We start from the raw sequence: 17,998 nt of genomic DNA on the forward strand, positions 1-17,998 counted from the left end.
GGTTTTTCACCGCAAATAGGGTTAATTCCAGATCAGCAGTCTAATCGGTGTAGGATTGTAGGCATTACAAGGGTTATTGAGTTGCGGACAATTGGAAATCAGCACGACCACATCCATCTCAGCCCGCATTTCAACATACTTGCCCGGCGCCGAAACACCATCGACGAATTCCAGATCCCCCGCCGCAGTGACTGGCACATTCATAAAAAAGTTGATGTTGCTGGGCAAATCCCGTTTACTCATCTCGAGTTGCTTGCATAAAGGATCATGCGCCAATGCATGCAGGAAATTATCGCGGCAACTGTGCATTGGGTATTTCTCCAAAGCGTACCGCACGGTATTGCTTTCAGCAGCGCAGGCCCCGCCCAGCGTATCATGACGTCCGCAAGTGTCTGAGACGATAGTCAGCATCACATTGCCGTAGTTCGAGTAAAGTTTGCTGCCCGTTGTCAGATAAAGCCTGTTTTGCCGGCGTACTGTGTCGGTTGCGCTATAGCGCTCGGATGCATGGTTAGCATTAAAGAACAAAGTATCTACCGCCTGGTTGCCTTCCAAATCAACAATACGAAAAATTTGTCCTTTATTCACCCGTTGCACCCATGGTTCACCAGCTGCACAAATTTCATCCACGATTGCAAGATCAGGATCAAACTTGCTTTCAACTAAATTCTGCATATTCATGCCTCACCTCCATGACCGGCATAAAACCGTTGTGTATTTTGAAAACCACGCTTGTTTTCAGGAATACGCGCACATTCCGAAATTGCCTCAGGTGATGTGACAAATAACGCCAGACTAACATCACCCGGCTGATAGGATTCGGCAGTATCTAGTGGGTGGGGGGCTGCTGACAGCGCTATTAATGTATCCATTTCAAAACTTAAATCGACATAATCCCCCGCTTTGCTATTACCAGCATGGAAAGCCAGTTCACCGGCTGCATCAGCGGTCACCTTACTGAAAAAGTTAATATTGGATACAATATCGCGCCGCCCTAGCCCCCATTTACCCAGCTCTATCAACAGGCCATCCAGCCCGCTGCGATGCATCTGATTGCGATGCGACTGATACCGTGCAATACCATATTTCTGCTGGATCATTTCGGCATCACTTAAACCACAAACCGTGTCGTTCCAGCCCGCGGTATCCGCAGTAATACAGCAAAATATCCGCCCCATATCGGAATGGCACGCATGACCTTTGGTTAAATAGAAGGTATGCTGTGACTTCAAAGTGTCCGCCATATTGTAGCGCTCCAGCTTTTCTTCCTGATTGTAAAGAAGCACGGCCGCATTGGCGCCGCCATTGATATCCGTCAAGCGCAACGTCATGCCGCGGTGCATAATACCAGACCAGTGACATCCGCCTGGAATGTTTTCTTGCCAAAGAATCGGTTTTTGTTGATTCATCATTATCTCCTGTTAAACCGGAATTTTTGAATTGTTTCGTAATTTCTTCACCAGAATAGATACTGTGGTTACACTTAGAATGCTACCTAGCACCAAGGGTATCGCCCACAACTGCCACCAAGGCGCGTCAGTTCCCACCGCATAAGAACGAGGCCAGGCAATATTGATTAATTCAAATACTGACCAGAGAAAGGCGACGAAATTGATGATCAATCCCCAGACACCCAGCTTGAGTTCGCCAAGCGCCGGATTCCAGCGGCCCGTCAGCCGGGCAAATAAACCGACGCCAGTTGTCATGGCGAACATGGCGTATAACCCACCGGTACCGAAAGCAATCACCGTCGCTACTGCGCCGTCATTCAGCCCCAGCAGCAAGCCAAGCCCTGCCAATGTGACGGTAAAAAGGATGGCATTACGCGGCGTTTTGTCAGCTGTTACGTTGCTTAATACAGCAGGCATATTACCTTCACGCGCCATGGAATAGACGATTCGGGACGTATATTTAACGACTGAAGCCCCGCAGGCGAGAAAAGCGATCATAACAATGCCGGAAAATGGTTTCTCGATCCAGGCGCCAAAACGACTGGCTATCAAAGGGGTGACCGGATCAGATGTTTTACTGGTATTTACCAGTGTGTCATGATCGAAGGCCAATATCAGCGCGGCGGAATTGAACAACACAATGGTCCCTACCCCCATCAAAGCAAAAAAAATCGCGCGGGGCACCATTCGTTTGGGTTGATGGGTTTCTTCTGCAGTTGTCGAACAAGCATCAAATCCAATGAATGCCCAGCCGGCAATTGCTAGCGCCGCCAGGAAAGCAGCAGTCTCGGTTGGTGCTGAACCGGAACCCATGTGTTGAAATAATTCGGAGAAACCATGCTGGCGGAAAAAGAAAAACAATAACAAAGCAATACCGAACGACCCAATAATCTCAGCGTAAACACCCAATGCGATTATTGACTTAAAAATATTAACATGGGCAAGATTGAGCAGCATGCACAACACTAAAAATACCGCACCCCAGAATACCATAGTGGGGCCACCGCCATCGGTCGATCCCCAAAAGGTTGCCAGCCAAATGCCACCGGTATACGCAGTCGTGGTTAACATCGCGATGGTGGAACTGACGTAAATGACACCGGCATATTGACCCGCCGTAACACCGCCCAGCTGGCGTGCCCATTTATAGGATCCGCCGGCAATCGGAAATTGTGAGGATAGCTCAGCATATATCGTAGCCACCAGCAGTTGCATCACCAGACAAATAGCCAGTGCTGCAAACCAGCCGCCACCGGTTACCGTTGTCTGCACACCAATAATGGCATATAATCCAACCACGGGCGAAACAACCGCAAAGCCCAGCGTAAAACTGTGCCAGACACTCATGCTGCGATGCAGAATATCGGTATCAGCTGTATCGCTGCCGGAAGAAGATAATTGCTGCTGAAGGACTTTAGATTTAGACATAACAAGACTCTTTAACACGATTAATAAAAACGCCGAGAATCAATGTATTTAAACATCTCAATCTCCCGGGCTTTTATCCCTCCGTGGAGCCTCATTATTATGAGACCGGAAACTCTCGGACCAAGCGCCTAGCAAACAGGCCGGAACCCTAGTTTCCCCATTTTCGATCTGTACTACTTATTGATTAACTTATAATACGCGGCGTAGGTTAATAATAATATAAAGTACTTAATACTATTCTACCTGCCAAATTCCAAAAGTCAACAGTATACTCACCGCACTTCAGGGTGAATTTGTTCACTAATTAAAATCAATCAGATTCAGAAAGTTATTTAAAGATCTGGACAAGCGAGCATTTTCAGAGTAAAAAGTGCTCATGAAAATCAATCTTGGGCAATTAAGTACTCGCCCAGTACGCAAAGTTGAAGAGCCTCGCTACCGGGAGTTGATGCAGCAATACCACTATCTTGGCGATTTAGCCAAGATCGGTCATACACTCTGGTATGTTGCCACCCATGGCGATGAATGGGCGGCATTGCTGAGTTTTTCAGCTGCTGCCTGGAAGTGCGGTGTACGTGATCGTTGGATCGGATGGGATTTCCGTCACCAATATGATCGCTTGAAGTTAATCGCCAACAACAGTCGCTTTCTGATCTTGCCTGAGTGGCACTATCCCAATCTGGGCTCTAAAGCGTTGTCCTTGTGCCACCAAAGAATTGCCGGTGATTGGCGAATACATTTTGGCCAGTCCCTGCTCTTGCTGGAGACCTTTGTTGATCCGTCGCGTTTCCACGGTACAGTCTACCGTGCAGCGAATTGGACTTGCCTTGGGCTGACACGGGGATATAGCCGTACCCGCGATGGCTACAGTACTGTTGCCACCTCTCCAAAATTGGTCTTTACCCTACCCGTGCAACGTGACGCACGTGCACAACTCTCCCGTTTTACCCTCAACCCTATCTATCGTACTGGAGCCCCCAAGATCATGCTGACTGTCCAACAAATGCGCACACTACCAGATTTTTTTAATGACATCCCTGATCCGCGTAGAGCCGAAGGCAAGCGTCATCGGCTGTCTGTGGTGCTGGGTATCGCTGCAGGGGCAACTCTGTGCGGCATGCGTGGTTATAAGGCCATCGCAGCATGGGCAAAAGATCTGAAGCCCAAAGCCCGCGAACGCTTCGGGTGTCGACGCGAGAATAAAAAATACGTTGTTCCCAGCGAGTCTATCATCCGGGACGTGTTGGTCCGGGTCGATCCGGTCAAGCTTGATCTCGCTCTACAGCAATGGAACGCGGCCTTTGCCAAAGAAGACCAAAGCCTTGCAATTGACGGCAAGACGATGTGCAGCGCCATAGACGAAGCGGGACGGCAAACACACATCATGAGCGTCGTGGGCCACGAGACGGCTTTGTGTCTCACCCAAAAAAAGTCGGCACTCTGCCCGTAGAGAGCGGCGAAACCAAGCAAACCAATGAAATCGGTATATTCATCCCGTTGCTGGAAAGCATCGATATCCAAGGCAAGGACATTACCGCTGATGCGCTTCTGACGCAACGTAAACTCGCATCCTTCGTGGTAGATCGAAAGGCGCATTACCACTTTACTGTTAAAGGTAATCAGGCTTCGCTCAAGACTGACATCGCGCTACTTTTTGAGATCAGCTCTTAGACCGGATTGTCGATGCAGACTCGCCGCTGGTCGCCAAGGCGCTCGAAAAACGGATAGAGGAATTGCAGAGTCAAAAGCTTGTGATCGAGGAAAAATTAAACCGTTGCGGTCGTTCACTCAAAACCTATGACGAGATGTATCGAACTTCGTTACAATTTCTTCAAGAACCCCATAAAATATGGGCCTACGGACGGTTTGAGGACAAACGTGCGGTGCTAAAACTCACCTTTACTGACCGCCTAACCTATGTACGAAATGCAGGGTATCGAACCCCTGATTTATCATTACCTTTCAAACTGTTAGGGGATAATTCTGGTCAAAAAATGTTAATGGTGCCGAGGGGGGGAATCGAACCCCCATGATGTCACCATCGCTGGATTTTGAATCCAGTGCGTCTACCAATTCCGCCACCTCGGCAAGTGCCGACTGTTTTTTGCTAGTACAAAAGAAGAACGCAATTATCACTGAATTTGTCAGCTTCAGCAAGCCGCGCCGGTAAAAATACCACCATCAGTATATAATTGCGCATTTTCGATGAATTTGAGGCGTATCGCTGCTCTGGTTTATAAAATACAGGGTTTTCCGTTTTCAATACGCCAACATTTTTATCGATCGCGTATCTGTTAATTGAAATGAACATCCGGGAATTTGATTTTGATCTGCCGCTTGAACTTATTGCCCAGCAACCGGCTCAACAGCGCACCAGCAGCCGGTTGTTGTATCTAGACAGCCGTATACACGATTTACAGTTTTCCAATTTGTCCGATTACCTGCGTCCTGGAGATGTTGTCGTGTTTAACGACACGCGTGTTATTAAAGCAAGGTTGTTCGGTCAAAAAAATAGCGGAGGAAAAATCGAGGTTATGGTGGAACGCGTACTGGACGACCACCATGTTCAAGCAACAATCCGAGCCAGCCATGCGCCTAAATTAAATAGCCAATTAGTTTTGGCAGATACTGTTCCCGCAACGGTTATTGACCGCCTGGATACGTTCTATACGTTACGTTTTGATCACCCGCAAACTGTTTATGAATTACTGGAACGTTTCGGTCAGCTGCCTTTGCCTCCATATATAAGCCGCACTGCAACGGCAACAGATGAAACGCGTTATCAAACAGTGTATGCCAGAAATGCTGGCGCGGTCGCTGCACCGACAGCTGGCCTGCATTTTGACGAAACCATACTGAACCAACTACAGACAAAAGGCGTCATTATCGCTTATGTCACCTTGCACGTTGGTGCAGGTACCTTCCAACCGGTGCGTGTTGAAAAGATTACCGACCATACCATGCATAGCGAACTGTTCCATATTCCACAGAAAACAGTCGATGTAATTGAACAGGCCAGAACAACAGGTGGCCGTGTTCTGGCAGTTGGCACAACTTCGTTACGTGCGCTCGAAGCATCCGCTGCACGACATAATGGGCGGTTGGTTGCAGGCTTCGGCGAGACCGATATCTTTATTACACCGGGTTATCGTTTTCACGTAGCTGAGCGACTACTGACCAATTTTCATTTGCCGCGATCCACTCTGATTATACTGGTCAGCGCATTCGGCGGCATAGACAATATACGCAACGCCTACAAACACGCGATTGAACAGCAATACCGGTTTTTCAGCTACGGCGATGCCATGCTTATTGAGAGACAACCATGAAATTCGTACTGAAAGCCACCGATCAGGCAGCACGCCGGGGAACATTGACACTGTCACATGGACAGGTTGAAACGCCTGCTTTTATGCCCGTTGGCACTTACGGCGCAGTCAAGGGCATGTCTCCGGAAATGCTGCAGACAATCAATGCACAAATCATATTGGGCAATACCTTTCATTTATGGCTGCGTCCAGGGTTGGAAGTCGTTGATGCCCATGGCGGACTGCACGCCTTTATACACTGGCACGGTCCGATTTTGACGGACTCCGGCGGATTTCAGGTATACAGTCTCGGCGATTTACGCAAAATCAGCGAGCAAGGCGTAACGTTCAGCTCGCCGGTAAACGGTGACCGCTGTTTTCTGACGCCGGAAGAATCCATGCGCATTCAACGTATTCTGAATTCGGATATTGTAATGATATTCGATGAATGCACGCCATATCCGGCAGATGAAGCCGCCACACGGGATTCAATGGAACTCAGCCTGCGCTGGGCTAAACGTTCCAAACAGGCGCACGAAGGTAATGCAAACGCATTATTCGGTATTGTACAAGGCGGCATGTATAATAACTTGCGCGACCGTTCTCTGGACGGTTTGATATCGACCGGCTTTGACGGCTACGCAATTGGCGGTTTATCAGTCGGCGAACCCAAAACCGAGATGCGGCGTATTCTGGAACATACCGCACCCCAGTTGCCGGACGGCAAGCCGCGCTACTTGATGGGTGTCGGCACACCCGCTGATATCGTGCATGCAGTGGCGCAGGGAATCGACATGTTCGATTGTGTACTGCCGACACGCAACGCGCGTAACGGCTGGCTGTATACCCGCAAAGGCATTATCAAGCTGCGCAACAGCCGTTACAAACTGGATACTGCGCCGCCGGACGAGCAATGTGAATGTTATACCTGCCGTAATTTTACCCGTGCTTATCTGCACCATCTCCAGCGTATCAATGAAATGCTCGGCGCCCATCTGAATACGGTGCACAATCTGTACTATTATCAGCATCTTATGACTGAAATCCGCACTGCAATCGAGCAGGCGCAATTCAATGAATTTGTAGAAAAATTTACACGGGAATTTCAGTGATCAGCCTGCATCATGCTAATATGTGCACTTTTTGATTAATCGTTCCTTGGAGAAATATCATGCTGATTAGCGAAGCATACGCGCAGGCCGCCGAATCCGGACAAGCCGGTGCAGGTTGGGCGAATCTCATTCTGTTAATAGGTATTTTTGTTATTTTCTGGCTGCTGCTGATTCGTCCACAGGCGAAGCGCGCCAAAGAACATAAACAAATGGTCGAAAACCTGCAAAGGGGCGACGAAGTCATTACCAATGGCGGCATACTGGGTTTAATACTCAATGTCAGCGAAAGCTACGTAGTCGTGGAAATTGCGTCCAGCCTTGAAGTCATTGTGCTGAAATCCTCGGTTCAAACACTATTACCCAAAGGGACGCTTAAAAGTATCGAACCATCCAAAGGCGGCAAACAGGTTAAAAAAGCAGCCAAAAGCGCGCCTCCGGCAACAGCGACAGAAAGCAAAACGACCGATGATGCAGCAACGCCATCCGATCATGCATCCGATAACAGCAATGAGGGCGCATCCAAACCAGGCGACAAAGATTAAATCTTGTAGCGAACCTGGTTGATTCTTTTAGGGGTCTTTTTTCCACTTCATCGCTTTTCAACAACATTATAATCATTACTGAATACTCATGAACCGCTACCCGCTTTGGAAATACTTGATTATTGCGGTTTCCTTGTCACTCGGACTGCTCTATACCCTGCCTAATTTTTTTGGCGAATCCCCAGCCGTGCAAATTTCTCCATTGAGAATGGCAACCCAGGCAGATAATGCCTTGCTGCAACGGGTTGAAACAACGCTGGCAAACGCCGGTATCCCGATTGACGGTCTTTTTCTGGAAGAAGGCAGCATCAAGGTGCGCTTTGAGGACACTGACACACAAATCAAAGCCAAAGACTTACTCCAGTCAACGTTAGGCGACGACTATATGGTCGCGTTGAACTTGCTGCCCAACTCTCCACAGTGGTTGAGTGATTTGGGTGCGTTGCCGATGTATCTCGGACTTGATCTTCGCGGCGGTGTCCACTTCATGCTCGAAGTCGATATGGAAGGTGCAGTCAGTAAAACACTCGACCGCCACAGCACGGATATCCGCTCGACTTTACGTGAAAAAAGAATTCCCTATGCCGGTGTTGAAAAACAGGATAAAACATTAACGATCAGGTTCCGTGATGCCGAATCGCGTGCGCAGGCTTTAGACGAACTGAAATCAACCTACGAAGACCTGCAATTCAAAGAGGAACAGATTGGCAACCGCTTTAACTTGATCGCTGCCATTAAGCCGGAAGCACTGGTACAAATGCAGGATTCCACTGTTCAGCAAAATATAACGACGCTGCGTAACCGGGTCAACGAACTGGGTGTGGCGGAACCGATTATTCAAAAAGCAGGCGCTGACCGCGTAATCGTCCAGTTGCCGGGTGTTCAGGACACCGCCAAAGCAAAGGAGATCCTTGGCCGTACGGCAACGCTGGAAATACGCATGGTTGACGATGAACGCGATCTCGACGCGGCGCTGCAAGGCCGCATACCATTTGGCACTGAGCTTTACGATGAACGCGGTGGCGGGCCTCTATTGGTCAAAAAACAGGTATTGCTGACAGGTGAACGTATTATCGATGCGCAGCCTGGCTTTAATGAAGACAATCAGCCAGCCGTGCACCTTCGGCTGGATAATAACGGGGCGCAGATTTTTAAGAAACTGACACGCGAAAACGTCGGCAGACGCATGGCTATACTGTTGATTGAGCGCAATCTGGCTGAAGTCGTCACTGCGCCAGTTATCCGTGAAGAAATCGGTGGCGGCAGGGTACAAATCAGCGGGCGCATGACTACAGCTGAAGCACGCGATGTCGCGCTGCTGCTTCGTGCCGGTGCACTGGCCGCACCCATGGATATCATCGAAGAACGTACCGTCGGCCCCAGCCTGGGTGCGGACAATATTGCCAGAGGGTTTAATTCGACACTTTACGGCTTTCTGGCAGTCGCGGTCTTTATTATGCTGTATTACATGGCATTCGGTGTCATTTCCGTCCTGGCGCTCAGCTTAAATCTGTTATTGTTGATTGGTCTGCTGTCCATTCTGCAAGCGACGCTGACATTGCCAGGCATGGCGGCGCTGGCGCTGACCGTCGGCATGGCCATCGACGCCAACGTACTGATCAATGAGCGCATACGCGACGAACTGCGCGCCGGTGTATCGCCGCAGCTTGCGATTAGCGCCGGATACGAACGTGCCACCGGAACAATTCTTGACTCGAATATCACTACACTGATTGCAGGTATCGCACTGTTCGCATTCGGTTCCGGACCGGTAAAAGGATTCGCAGTTGTGCTTTGTCTCGGCATTTTGACTTCAGTGTTTACTGCAATCTTCGTATCGCGTGGCTTGGTCAACTATATGTATGGCAGCCGCCGCAAACTGGAAGTTGTACCCATCGGCAAAATCTGGATACCCGAGACTGAAAATGCCAGGAAACGGTTTAAATACAAATTACCGCCAGAACCGGGTGACGCCACTGCATCAGAATTGACGGAATCGACCCAAATACAAAACGAGAAAACATTCGGCACTGCGGTTGAGCCGGTCATTGAAAACACTTTAAAAAAAAGGAATGAAGCCGCGGCAATAACGAATCCCGAAGCGATTCCGGAAGAAAACCAATCTACTGCAACTAGTGAAAATGAACCGGCGGCAGCAACGGGCGCAACGCCAAAAAAATCGACGCGCATACGCGGGAAACGAAAACAGACATCCCGTAAAGCTAAGAAAAAATAGCCCGCCAAGACATGATTTAAACAGGATTTTTAGAGGAATAACCAATGGAATTTTTCAGATTCAGCCGTGACATCCCTTTTATGGACTGGCGGCGCAGTGCAGCGGTGATCTCAATCCTGGCATTCATTCTATCCGTTTTCTTTATTGCGACCAGAGGACTGAATCTTGGCGTGGACTTTACCGGCGGAACCGTACTTGAAGTCAGTTACGAACAAACTGCCGATCTGAATAACATCAGAGAAGTACTGGCAGGCATGAATATGTCAGACGCCACTGTGCAGAATTTCGGCACTTCCCGCGATGTGATGATTCGCCTGCCCATCATGTCTGAATATTCCAGCGCACAATTGTCAGAAGCGGTTCTGGACGCGTTGCGCGAAGCGGACAGTACGACTGAAATGCGCCGCGTGGAGTTTGTCGGACCGCAGGTCGGGCAGGAATTGCTGGAAAACGGTGCACTGGCTTTGTTATTCGTATCACTCGGTATCGTAGCCTATCTGGCGGTACGTTTTGAGTGGAAATTTGGTATTGCCGGGATAATCGCCAACCTGCATGACGTCATTATCATTCTGGGTTTCTTTGCATTCTTCCAATGGGAATTTTCACTGACCGTTTTAGCTGCAGTTCTCGCAGTACTGGGCTACTCCGTTAACGAATCCGTAGTCATTTTTGACCGCATACGCGAAAACTTCCGCAAATTGCGCAAGGTACCGGTCAAACAGGTTATCAACAATGCCATCACACGTACTATGGCACGTACGATCATGACGCACGGCAGCACGCAAATGGTCATCATCTCCATGCTGTTATTCGGCGGCGAGGTTTTATATTATTTCGCACTGGCATTAACCATAGGCATCTGGTTTGGCATCTATTCTTCCATCATGGTAGCCAGCTCGATTTTAATTCTGCTGGGAGTCAAACGCGAAGACCTATTGCAGCAGGAAGAAAAGAAACCGGAGAATGACGGCGCTGTGGTCTGACGCTGATGCATTGGATTTTTTCTCTGTACAGAGGCTACCGGATTGATTGCAGAAATTATTGAGTGGATCGTCAACACCATCGGCAGCCTGGGCTATCCAGGCATTTTTGTTCTGATGCTGCTTGAATCGAGTTTTGTGCCTTTTCCAAGTGAAGTCATCATGATACCGGCCGGATACCTTGCTTCAAAAGGCGAAATGCATATTCTGATTGTCATAGTGTGCGGAATTTTCGGCAGCCTCATCGGTGCACTCGTCAACTATTATCTGGCAGTATGGCTCGGGCGCCCATTTTTATTGCGCTACGGCAAATATGTCATGTTTAGTGAAGTCCATCTGCAGAAAATGGAAATTTTTTTTCAACGTCACGGACATATTTCCACTTTTACCGGTCGTCTGATTCCGATGGTGCGTCAGTACATTTCAATACCGGCTGGCCTGGCGCGCATGCATTTACCGATATTTTGTTTTTACACCAGTCTTGGCGCCGGCATCTGGGTAATCATACTGACAGTACTCGGTTATTTTATTGGAGAGAACGAAGCGCTGATTAAAGATTATCTGCGTGACATTATGATTATGCTGCTTATTGCTTGTACGATCGGCGTTGTCATTTACTGGCTGCGCCAACGCAGATCGCATCGAACACATTTGTAATCGCCATGAAATCAGCAAATCCAAGATCGGAAATTAATAAAAAATCCGGTCGCCTAACTATACGCAACGCAACACTAAAAGATGTACCTGCGCTCGCAGAGCTCGTTGCGCGGGTATACCGGAACACCAATATTCCGGCTTATTCAGAAGGCGCGTTGAACGGCCAGATCAATAACTTCTCGGAGGGACAGCTTGTAGCTGTATACGATAAAGAACTGGTGGGATACTGTGCTAGTTTCCGGATTTCAGGAAAAATTGCACTGCAACCACACAGCTGGGTTGAAATCACCGGTAACGGCTATGCATCGCGGCACAATCCGGACGGTGAATATCTGTACGGAATGGAGGTTTGCGTTGATCCAGATTATCGTGGCTACCGGATCGGCCAGCGCTTTTACAATGCACGCAAGCAACTTTGTCAGGACCTTGGTTTAAAAGGTATTGTTTTTGCCGGCAGATTGCCCAGTTATGCCAAAAGAGCCAAACGTTATCCTGATGTCGACGCGTATGTACAGCAAATCGTACAGAAAAAATTGCGTGATCAGGTGCTGTCGTTCCAGTTGCACAATAATTTTGAAGTGCTTGGCGTAATCAAAGATTACCTGCCTGAGGACCGTGATTCGCTGGGCTATGGCGTTCATCTGATCTGGCACAATCCTGGCGTTCCGGAAGAATCGGAAATCAAGCGCCACAAAAACTTCGGCGGAAGATTGCAGGAGACAGTTCGTGTAGGCACAGTGCAGTATATGATGCGAAAAGTAAATTCATTTGAAGAATTTATCAGCTTTATTGAGTATTTTGTCGATGTTATTGCTGACTACAATGGTGACTTCGTTGTTTTCCCCGAACTGTTTACGCTGCAACTGCTATCTATAGAAGATCAGCGCTTGTCTCCGGCCGAATCGATTGCGGCACTGACAAAATACACTGATCGCTTTACTAAAGCGATGCGCGACATGGCGCTCCGCTACAATATTAATATCATCGGTGGAACGCATCCAACGCACATAGCGGCAGGCCGCGTGGAAAATATTTCATATATTTTCCTGCGTGACGGTTCTATCCATCAACAACCCAAAATTCACCCGACGCCCGACGAAGTATACTGGTGGAACATCGAAGGCGGAAACACGCTAAGTGCCATTGAGACGGATTGCGGCTCGATTGGTGTATTGATTTGTTACGATGCGGAATTCCCGGAACTGGCGCGGCATCTTGTCGACCAGGGCGTTTATCTGGTTTTTGTGCCGTTCTGCACAGCCGAAAGGCAGGGATATCTGCGTGTGCGTTATTGCAGCCAGGCGCGCGCAGTGGAAAATCAAATCTATGTCGTCATGTCAGGCAACGTGGGTAATCTGCCGAATGTGGCGAATATGGACGTTCAATATGCGCAAAGTTGTATTTTGACGCCATGCGATTTTCCCTTTTCCAGAGATGGTATCGCAGCAGACACGACACCGAATGTGGAAACCATTGCACTGGCTGATGTGCGCCCGGATTCATTGCGCACAGCGCGCAATGCCGGTACAGTACAGAATCTCAGGGACAGACGTCACGACCTGTACTCCGTGCACTGGCGCGGCAAGTAATCTTTGCATTTTAATAACCATGCTCAAACACGCAAAACTAGGCAAATTCAGTACCCGGCTGGCACTTATTTCCGGATTGCTTGCAGGTGCTGCTGTTATCCTGCACCGCCTTCATGTTGTCGCATTTCAGTTTGCGTTGCCTGTGCTGGCGGTATCGACATTGTGCGGTTTGATTGCAGCTCTATTGGGCATTTCCGGATTGTTTGTTGCCATGCGGCAACGAAAAAGCGCCCTCTCATCTTTAACCGGTTCGCTGCTTGGCTTTGTTGTTGCCATGCCGACAGTGTTCACACTACTGGCCGCATCGGGCCTGCCACGCATTCATGATATCAGCACGGATCTCGATAATCCGCCGCAATTTACAGCGGTACCGGCGCTGCGCGAGGCAACCGATAATCCGCTGGATCGCCTGAAACCGGACAATCTCACCCAGTTACAGCAGGCCGGTTATCCCGATCTGAAACCGCTGCAACTCAAGCGTCCTGCGCCGGCGCTTGTATTTGACCAGGCATTACAATTGGCCGAATCGCGCGGCTGGGCCATCGCGGCAGCTTCCGCTGACCTGGGGACGATTGAAGCGACAGCCGTCACACCCGTTATGGCGTTCAAAGATGATGTGGTCATACGGATTCAACGAAACGGTGAACACACGCAAGTAGACATGCGTTCGGTTTCACGCGTTGGTGTCAGCGACCTCGGGGCGAATGCCGTCCGTATACGTGATTTTTTAAACGACTTACAGCAATCGCTCAATTAAACCGCTACCATCGCGGCTTAGCCACCGGCACCTGGCCAATGCCATAACCCACTCCAGCCTGACATGCATCAATCAGCGTTTTTTATTGCTTTGATCTTCTGTTTTACTTTTGCGATCTCGGGCTGATTAAGGGTCTCGGTTTTTAGTAATTCTTCGGCTGTTTGATCCAGCAGCGCTCTGTTGGTCTGCAGGATATTAACAGCGCGTACCAATGCATGTTCGATCAACTCGTGCACTGCGGCATCCACCCGGTTGGCGGTTTCCTCGCTGTAATTACGTGTCTGCGGCAGAGGCGTATTCGGTTGCAGAAAGGCGGACTGTTCGCGTTCATAGGTCACATGTCCAAGTACATCGCTCATGCCGTAACGCAGAACCATGGCGCGTGCAATATCCGTTGCGCGTGCCAAATCATCAGCAGCGCCTGTCGACACCTCCTTAAAGACAATCTGTTCAGCAGCGCGGCCGCCAAGCAAGATCGACATTTTGTTTTGCAGTTCGGCTTTTGTCATCAGAAACCGGTCTTCAGTCGGGCGCTGAATGGTATAACCCAAAGCGCCGATACCGCGTGGAATAATGGAAATCTTGTGTACTTCATCGGTGCCCGGCAACGCAAGAGCGACCATGGCGTGGCCGAGCTCATGGAACGCCACCACGCGCCGTTCTCCCGGATTGAGCAAACGGTTACGCTTTTCCAGTCCGGCAACAATACGCTCAATAGCATTATTAAAATCATCCATTGTGACCGATACAGCACTGCGCCGTGTGGCGAGCAACGCTGCTTCATTGATCAGATTGGCCAGATCCGCTCCAGTAAAACCCGGTGTCAATGCGGCAACCTGCTCGATCTGAACATCTGTATCCAGACTTACTTTTTTGATATGTACCGCCAGTATTTGTTCCCGTCCATGTTTGTCTGGCCGGTCGACCAGTACCTGACGGTCAAAACGCCCGGCACGCAGTAACGCGGGATCAAGAATTTCCGGGCGATTGGTCGCGCCCAGCAGTACGATACCGCTGGCGGGATCAAAACCATCCAATTCGGCAAGTAACTGGTTCAAGGTCTGCTCCTTTTCATCATGCCCGCTGGCGAGACCATAAGCGCCACGTGCCCGGCCCAGCGCATCGAGTTCATCAATAAAAATAATTGCAGGCGCCATCTGCCGTGCCTGTTCAAACAGATCGCGCACACGCGCGGCGCCCACGCCGACAAACATCTCGACAAACTCGGAACCGGAAATGGAAAAAAAAGACACACCCGCTTCGCCCGCCACCGCACGCGCAAGTAATGTTTTACCCGTACCCGGAGGACCCACCAGCAAGATTCCTTTCGGGGCGCGTCCGCCAAGGCGGCCGTAACTAGCCGGATCCTTCAAAAAGTTGATAATTTCGATCAGTTCTTCCTTGGCTTCATCCACGCCTGCCACGTCGGCAAAGGTAACTTTGGTTTCCTTTTCGACAAATACCTTGGCGCGGCTTTTGCCGATGGACATCATGCCTTCACTGACGCGGCCACTCATACGGCGGATTATAAACAGCCAGATACCGATAAAAATCGCCATCGGCAACAACCACGATAAGATATCGCGCAGCCAGGTGCTTTTTACAATACCGCTGTATTCAACGTGGTATTTTTCCAGCTCTTCAGCAAATTCCGGCTCCACGCGCGTGGTGACAAATTCTTTGAAATCGTCTGCATGCCGTGATTTAAGCGAACCGTAAATATGCTGGTCGGTGATCGAAATTTTCTCAATCTGCCCCTGTTCAAGCAAATGCTGAAATCGGCTGTAGGGTATCGGTTCGACTTGTGTGTACTGGGTATAGAGGTTTTGCAGGAATAATACGCCTAGCACTGCTGCAATGACATACCAGAAGTTGATTTGTTCTTTTTTGTCCATGAAAGATTTAGATCGGTTATGGAAGTGCCTCAATGAAACGATTTATCCGGCAGATCACAAGACATTCGTCACGACTGCCAATTCGATCGCAAAATCCGGCAAGACTAGTACTCTATCCATATGATATTGCCGGGTTCAGTGAGCCTGTGTCACAAAAGGTATTTCCACTTACCAGACATGCGCTGATCAAAATACCCTCTTGCATAATTCGGTGCGTTTATTTGCATTAAGGATGCAGGCCAAAATAACTTGAACAATATGGCCTAAGTACCCCCTCGTAAAATGCCCGATACAGGATAAAGTGTTCAAGTTATTTTGGCCTTGCTCCTAAGCTACGTTTAGAACGGGTAAGCTATTGCGGCCTTGCAGCCATAATAGCTTCCAGATTTTCTCTCGCTTCTTCATTACCCTGGGCTGCTGCTTTTTCAAACCATTCAACCGCTTTTTCTTCATCCCGGGCTACGCCTTCGCCTATAAAATACAGTGCGCCCAGATTATTTTGCGCATCGATATGACCTTGTTCGGCTGCTTTCGTGAACAGTTCCGCTGCCTGTTGCATATCCTGTTCAACCCCTTCGCCATTAGCGTACATTAGCCCCAGATTAAATTGCGCGTCGGCGTATCCCTGTTCTGCCGAACGATAAAACCAGCCAGCGGCTAATTCAGGATCATTATCCAGAATCTGACCAGTTAGCGTTTTGGAAACTGCTTCACCGGTATAATACATGACACCTAAACCGTTTTGTGCAACAGGGTCTCCCGCTTTCGCATCTTCTAATAGCGCCTGAAATTTCTCGCCTGGCGTCATTTCATCTTCCGCGCTGCCGGGCAATATCTGTTCTCTAAGTTCGGTTATTTCTTCCGGCGTCAAACCTTCACTTAAAAAAGACGGCAATTCATCTATTGCTGTCACTTCACTCAAGGTCTCGGCCGTTGAACCACTGTCTGATTTATCACCTGAAGATTCGTCTCCACAACCAGACAGTATAATCAACAGCGCAATAAGTAATAAAACAGTTTTTATTTTCATTTTGACATATCCTTCATTAATTACAATAATTAGTGAAATACTTTCTTAAAAAACAAACTACCATAGTATGGCTTTAAAATTGAGGTTATTCATAGAGCAAAGCGTTTGCGCCTGCTGTACACTTAACGTTTGAGCAAATCTGACCTTGAAGACAATTTTTGCAAGCACGTTATCGGGCACCTGCCCGTTTGAGCATCTCAGCCGCTTCGTTATGGCGGTAGACATTAGCAAGCGTCAAAGCGGTAGCGCCATTTTCTGCTTTGATGTTGACATCCGCGTTGGCCGCCAATAATACATAGATTACGCCAACATGGCCATGCTGCGCCGCCAGCATCAGGGCCGTAGCCCCGTTTTTCAGCTGAAAATCAACATCGGCGCCAGCTTCGAGTAACGCATGCGTAGCCTGCTGATGTCCACCACGCGCGGCCAGCATGAGCGCTGTCATGCCATCAGTGCTTCGTTGCGCATTTAAATCCGCTTCTGTCGCCAACAATTGGTCGATAACCTCCCTGCGGTCTCTTTTTGCAGCCAGAATAAGCGCTGTCTCACCCGTTTCCGTTGCTACGGCGTTCACTGCTGCACCTAAAGGCAGCAGCAGTTTGACCAGATGGCTGCGCCCGTCCCGTGCGGCCTGAATTAACGCAGTATAACCGTTGCCGCCCCGGTATTCGATATCGGCTCCTCTATCGATCAAGCGCTGTACAATTGGCTTGCTGCCTTTTTGTATACCGGCAAAAAACGCTTTGTTTATCGTATCCTTGGATAGATCCCGTTCAGATTCAAGTATCTGTTTGACCAAAGGCAGATTGCCTTTGCCGGCAGCATTGACCAGTTCTTCGTCTATTGTTTCTGCAAAAGTCCATGCACTCGTGAAGCCGATACATAGAACGAATAGATAACCAATTATTTTTACATATGGTGATTTTTGCATTTGCATACTTGTCATTCACACACTCCTAAATTTTTTAATTCTACGCACTATGATTTTTAAACCACTCTAAAAGGTCACTGCA

Annotated in this window: 16 protein-coding genes, 1 tRNA gene and 1 riboswitch; of the genes, 10 read left to right on the forward strand and 7 right to left on the reverse strand. The window is 48.9% G+C overall.

Annotated features, from left to right (window positions below; genetic code table 11):
* Positions 1–21: 21 nt before the first annotated feature.
* From BMY60_RS04810 to BMY60_RS04820, 3 genes are read right to left on the reverse strand one after another with little or no spacing between them, the layout of a single operon-like run.
* Positions 22–681, reverse strand: coding sequence for an urea amidolyase associated protein UAAP2 (locus tag BMY60_RS04810; RefSeq protein ID WP_090331705.1), 660 nt, complete (start codon positions 679–681; stop codon positions 22–24).
* Entirely contained in the window at positions 678–1,409 is a 732-nt protein-coding gene (locus tag BMY60_RS04815) for an urea amidolyase associated protein UAAP1 (protein WP_090331707.1), read from the reverse strand. Before BMY60_RS04815 ends, BMY60_RS04810 begins: the two co-directional genes overlap by 4 nt.
* Before the next feature lie 12 nt (positions 1,410–1,421).
* Complete coding sequence (locus tag BMY60_RS04820) at positions 1,422–2,879, reverse strand: APC family permease (protein ID WP_090331709.1); 1,458 nt, start codon at positions 2,877–2,879, stop codon at positions 1,422–1,424.
* A gap of 60 nt (positions 2,880–2,939) precedes the next feature.
* Positions 2,940–3,042, reverse strand: a riboswitch (guanidine-I (ykkC/yxkD leader).
* 213 nt (positions 3,043–3,255) lie between these two features.
* Between BMY60_RS04820 and BMY60_RS04825 the strand changes: the two genes are divergently transcribed.
* Together BMY60_RS04825 and BMY60_RS04830 are read left to right on the forward strand one after the other, a co-directional pair.
* Complete coding sequence (locus tag BMY60_RS04825; RefSeq protein ID WP_090331710.1) at positions 3,256–4,329, forward strand: Druantia anti-phage system protein DruA; 1,074 nt, start codon at positions 3,256–3,258, stop codon at positions 4,327–4,329.
* Positions 4,293–4,550: a hypothetical protein gene (locus tag BMY60_RS04830; protein WP_090331712.1), complete on the forward strand. Its 258-nt coding sequence runs from the start codon at positions 4,293–4,295 to the stop codon at positions 4,548–4,550. Before BMY60_RS04825 ends, BMY60_RS04830 begins: the two co-directional genes overlap by 37 nt.
* Before the next feature lie 330 nt (positions 4,551–4,880).
* Here the strand turns inward: BMY60_RS04830 and BMY60_RS04835 are convergent.
* Positions 4,881–4,967, reverse strand: a tRNA-Leu gene (locus BMY60_RS04835).
* A gap of 215 nt (positions 4,968–5,182) precedes the next feature.
* Between BMY60_RS04835 and queA the strand changes: the two genes are divergently transcribed.
* From queA to BMY60_RS04880, 8 genes are all read left to right on the forward strand, one after another.
* Positions 5,183–6,208 carry a tRNA preQ1(34) S-adenosylmethionine ribosyltransferase-isomerase QueA gene (queA, locus tag BMY60_RS04845; protein WP_090331716.1) on the forward strand — a complete coding sequence of 342 codons (1,026 nt, stop codon included), beginning with the start codon at positions 5,183–5,185 and terminating at the stop codon, positions 6,206–6,208.
* Complete coding sequence (gene tgt, locus BMY60_RS04850) at positions 6,205–7,299, forward strand: tRNA guanosine(34) transglycosylase Tgt (protein WP_090331718.1); 1,095 nt, start codon at positions 6,205–6,207, stop codon at positions 7,297–7,299. Before queA ends, tgt begins: the two co-directional genes overlap by 4 nt.
* A 59-nt stretch (positions 7,300–7,358) precedes the next feature.
* Positions 7,359–7,841 (forward strand): preprotein translocase subunit YajC, encoded by a 483-nt coding sequence (yajC, locus tag BMY60_RS04855; protein ID WP_090331720.1) that lies wholly within the window; start codon positions 7,359–7,361, stop codon positions 7,839–7,841.
* A gap of 88 nt (positions 7,842–7,929) precedes the next feature.
* The gene (gene secD, locus BMY60_RS04860; RefSeq protein ID WP_090331722.1) at positions 7,930–10,077 is read left to right on the forward strand and encodes a protein translocase subunit SecD; all 2,148 of its coding nucleotides are present in this window, start codon (positions 7,930–7,932) and stop codon (positions 10,075–10,077) included.
* Positions 10,078–10,121: 44 nt separating this feature from the next.
* Positions 10,122–11,060: a protein translocase subunit SecF gene (gene secF, locus BMY60_RS04865; RefSeq protein ID WP_090331724.1), complete on the forward strand. Its 939-nt coding sequence runs from the start codon at positions 10,122–10,124 to the stop codon at positions 11,058–11,060.
* Positions 11,061–11,102: 42 nt separating this feature from the next.
* Positions 11,103–11,714: a DedA family protein gene (locus BMY60_RS04870; protein WP_090331725.1), complete on the forward strand. Its 612-nt coding sequence runs from the start codon at positions 11,103–11,105 to the stop codon at positions 11,712–11,714.
* 5 nt (positions 11,715–11,719) lie between these two features.
* On the forward strand, positions 11,720–13,303 hold the full coding sequence (locus tag BMY60_RS04875; RefSeq protein ID WP_090331726.1) for a bifunctional GNAT family N-acetyltransferase/carbon-nitrogen hydrolase family protein: 1,584 nt from the start codon (positions 11,720–11,722) through the stop codon (positions 13,301–13,303).
* 19 nt (positions 13,304–13,322) lie between these two features.
* Positions 13,323–14,060 (forward strand): DUF1499 domain-containing protein, encoded by a 738-nt coding sequence (locus BMY60_RS04880; RefSeq protein ID WP_090331728.1) that lies wholly within the window; start codon positions 13,323–13,325, stop codon positions 14,058–14,060.
* A 68-nt stretch (positions 14,061–14,128) separates the two neighbouring features.
* Here BMY60_RS04880 and ftsH read toward each other — a convergent pair whose 3' ends face one another.
* The 3 genes from ftsH to BMY60_RS04895 all read right to left on the reverse strand — a co-directional run bounded on the left by ftsH (position 14,129) and on the right by BMY60_RS04895 (position 17,931).
* The gene (ftsH, locus tag BMY60_RS04885) at positions 14,129–15,955 is read right to left on the reverse strand and encodes an ATP-dependent zinc metalloprotease FtsH (protein ID WP_090331730.1); all 1,827 of its coding nucleotides are present in this window, start codon (positions 15,953–15,955) and stop codon (positions 14,129–14,131) included.
* 352 nt (positions 15,956–16,307) lie between these two features.
* Complete coding sequence (locus BMY60_RS04890) at positions 16,308–16,985, reverse strand: tetratricopeptide repeat protein (RefSeq protein WP_090331732.1); 678 nt, start codon at positions 16,983–16,985, stop codon at positions 16,308–16,310.
* Between the two features lie 169 nt (positions 16,986–17,154).
* Positions 17,155–17,931 (reverse strand): ankyrin repeat domain-containing protein, encoded by a 777-nt coding sequence (locus tag BMY60_RS04895; RefSeq protein ID WP_256250688.1) that lies wholly within the window; start codon positions 17,929–17,931, stop codon positions 17,155–17,157.
* Between the last annotated feature and the right edge of the window lie 67 nt (positions 17,932–17,998).

The sequence above is a fragment of the Nitrosomonas sp. Nm51 genome (assembly GCF_900111165.1).
Lineage (GTDB): Bacteria > Pseudomonadota > Gammaproteobacteria > Burkholderiales > Nitrosomonadaceae > Nitrosomonas.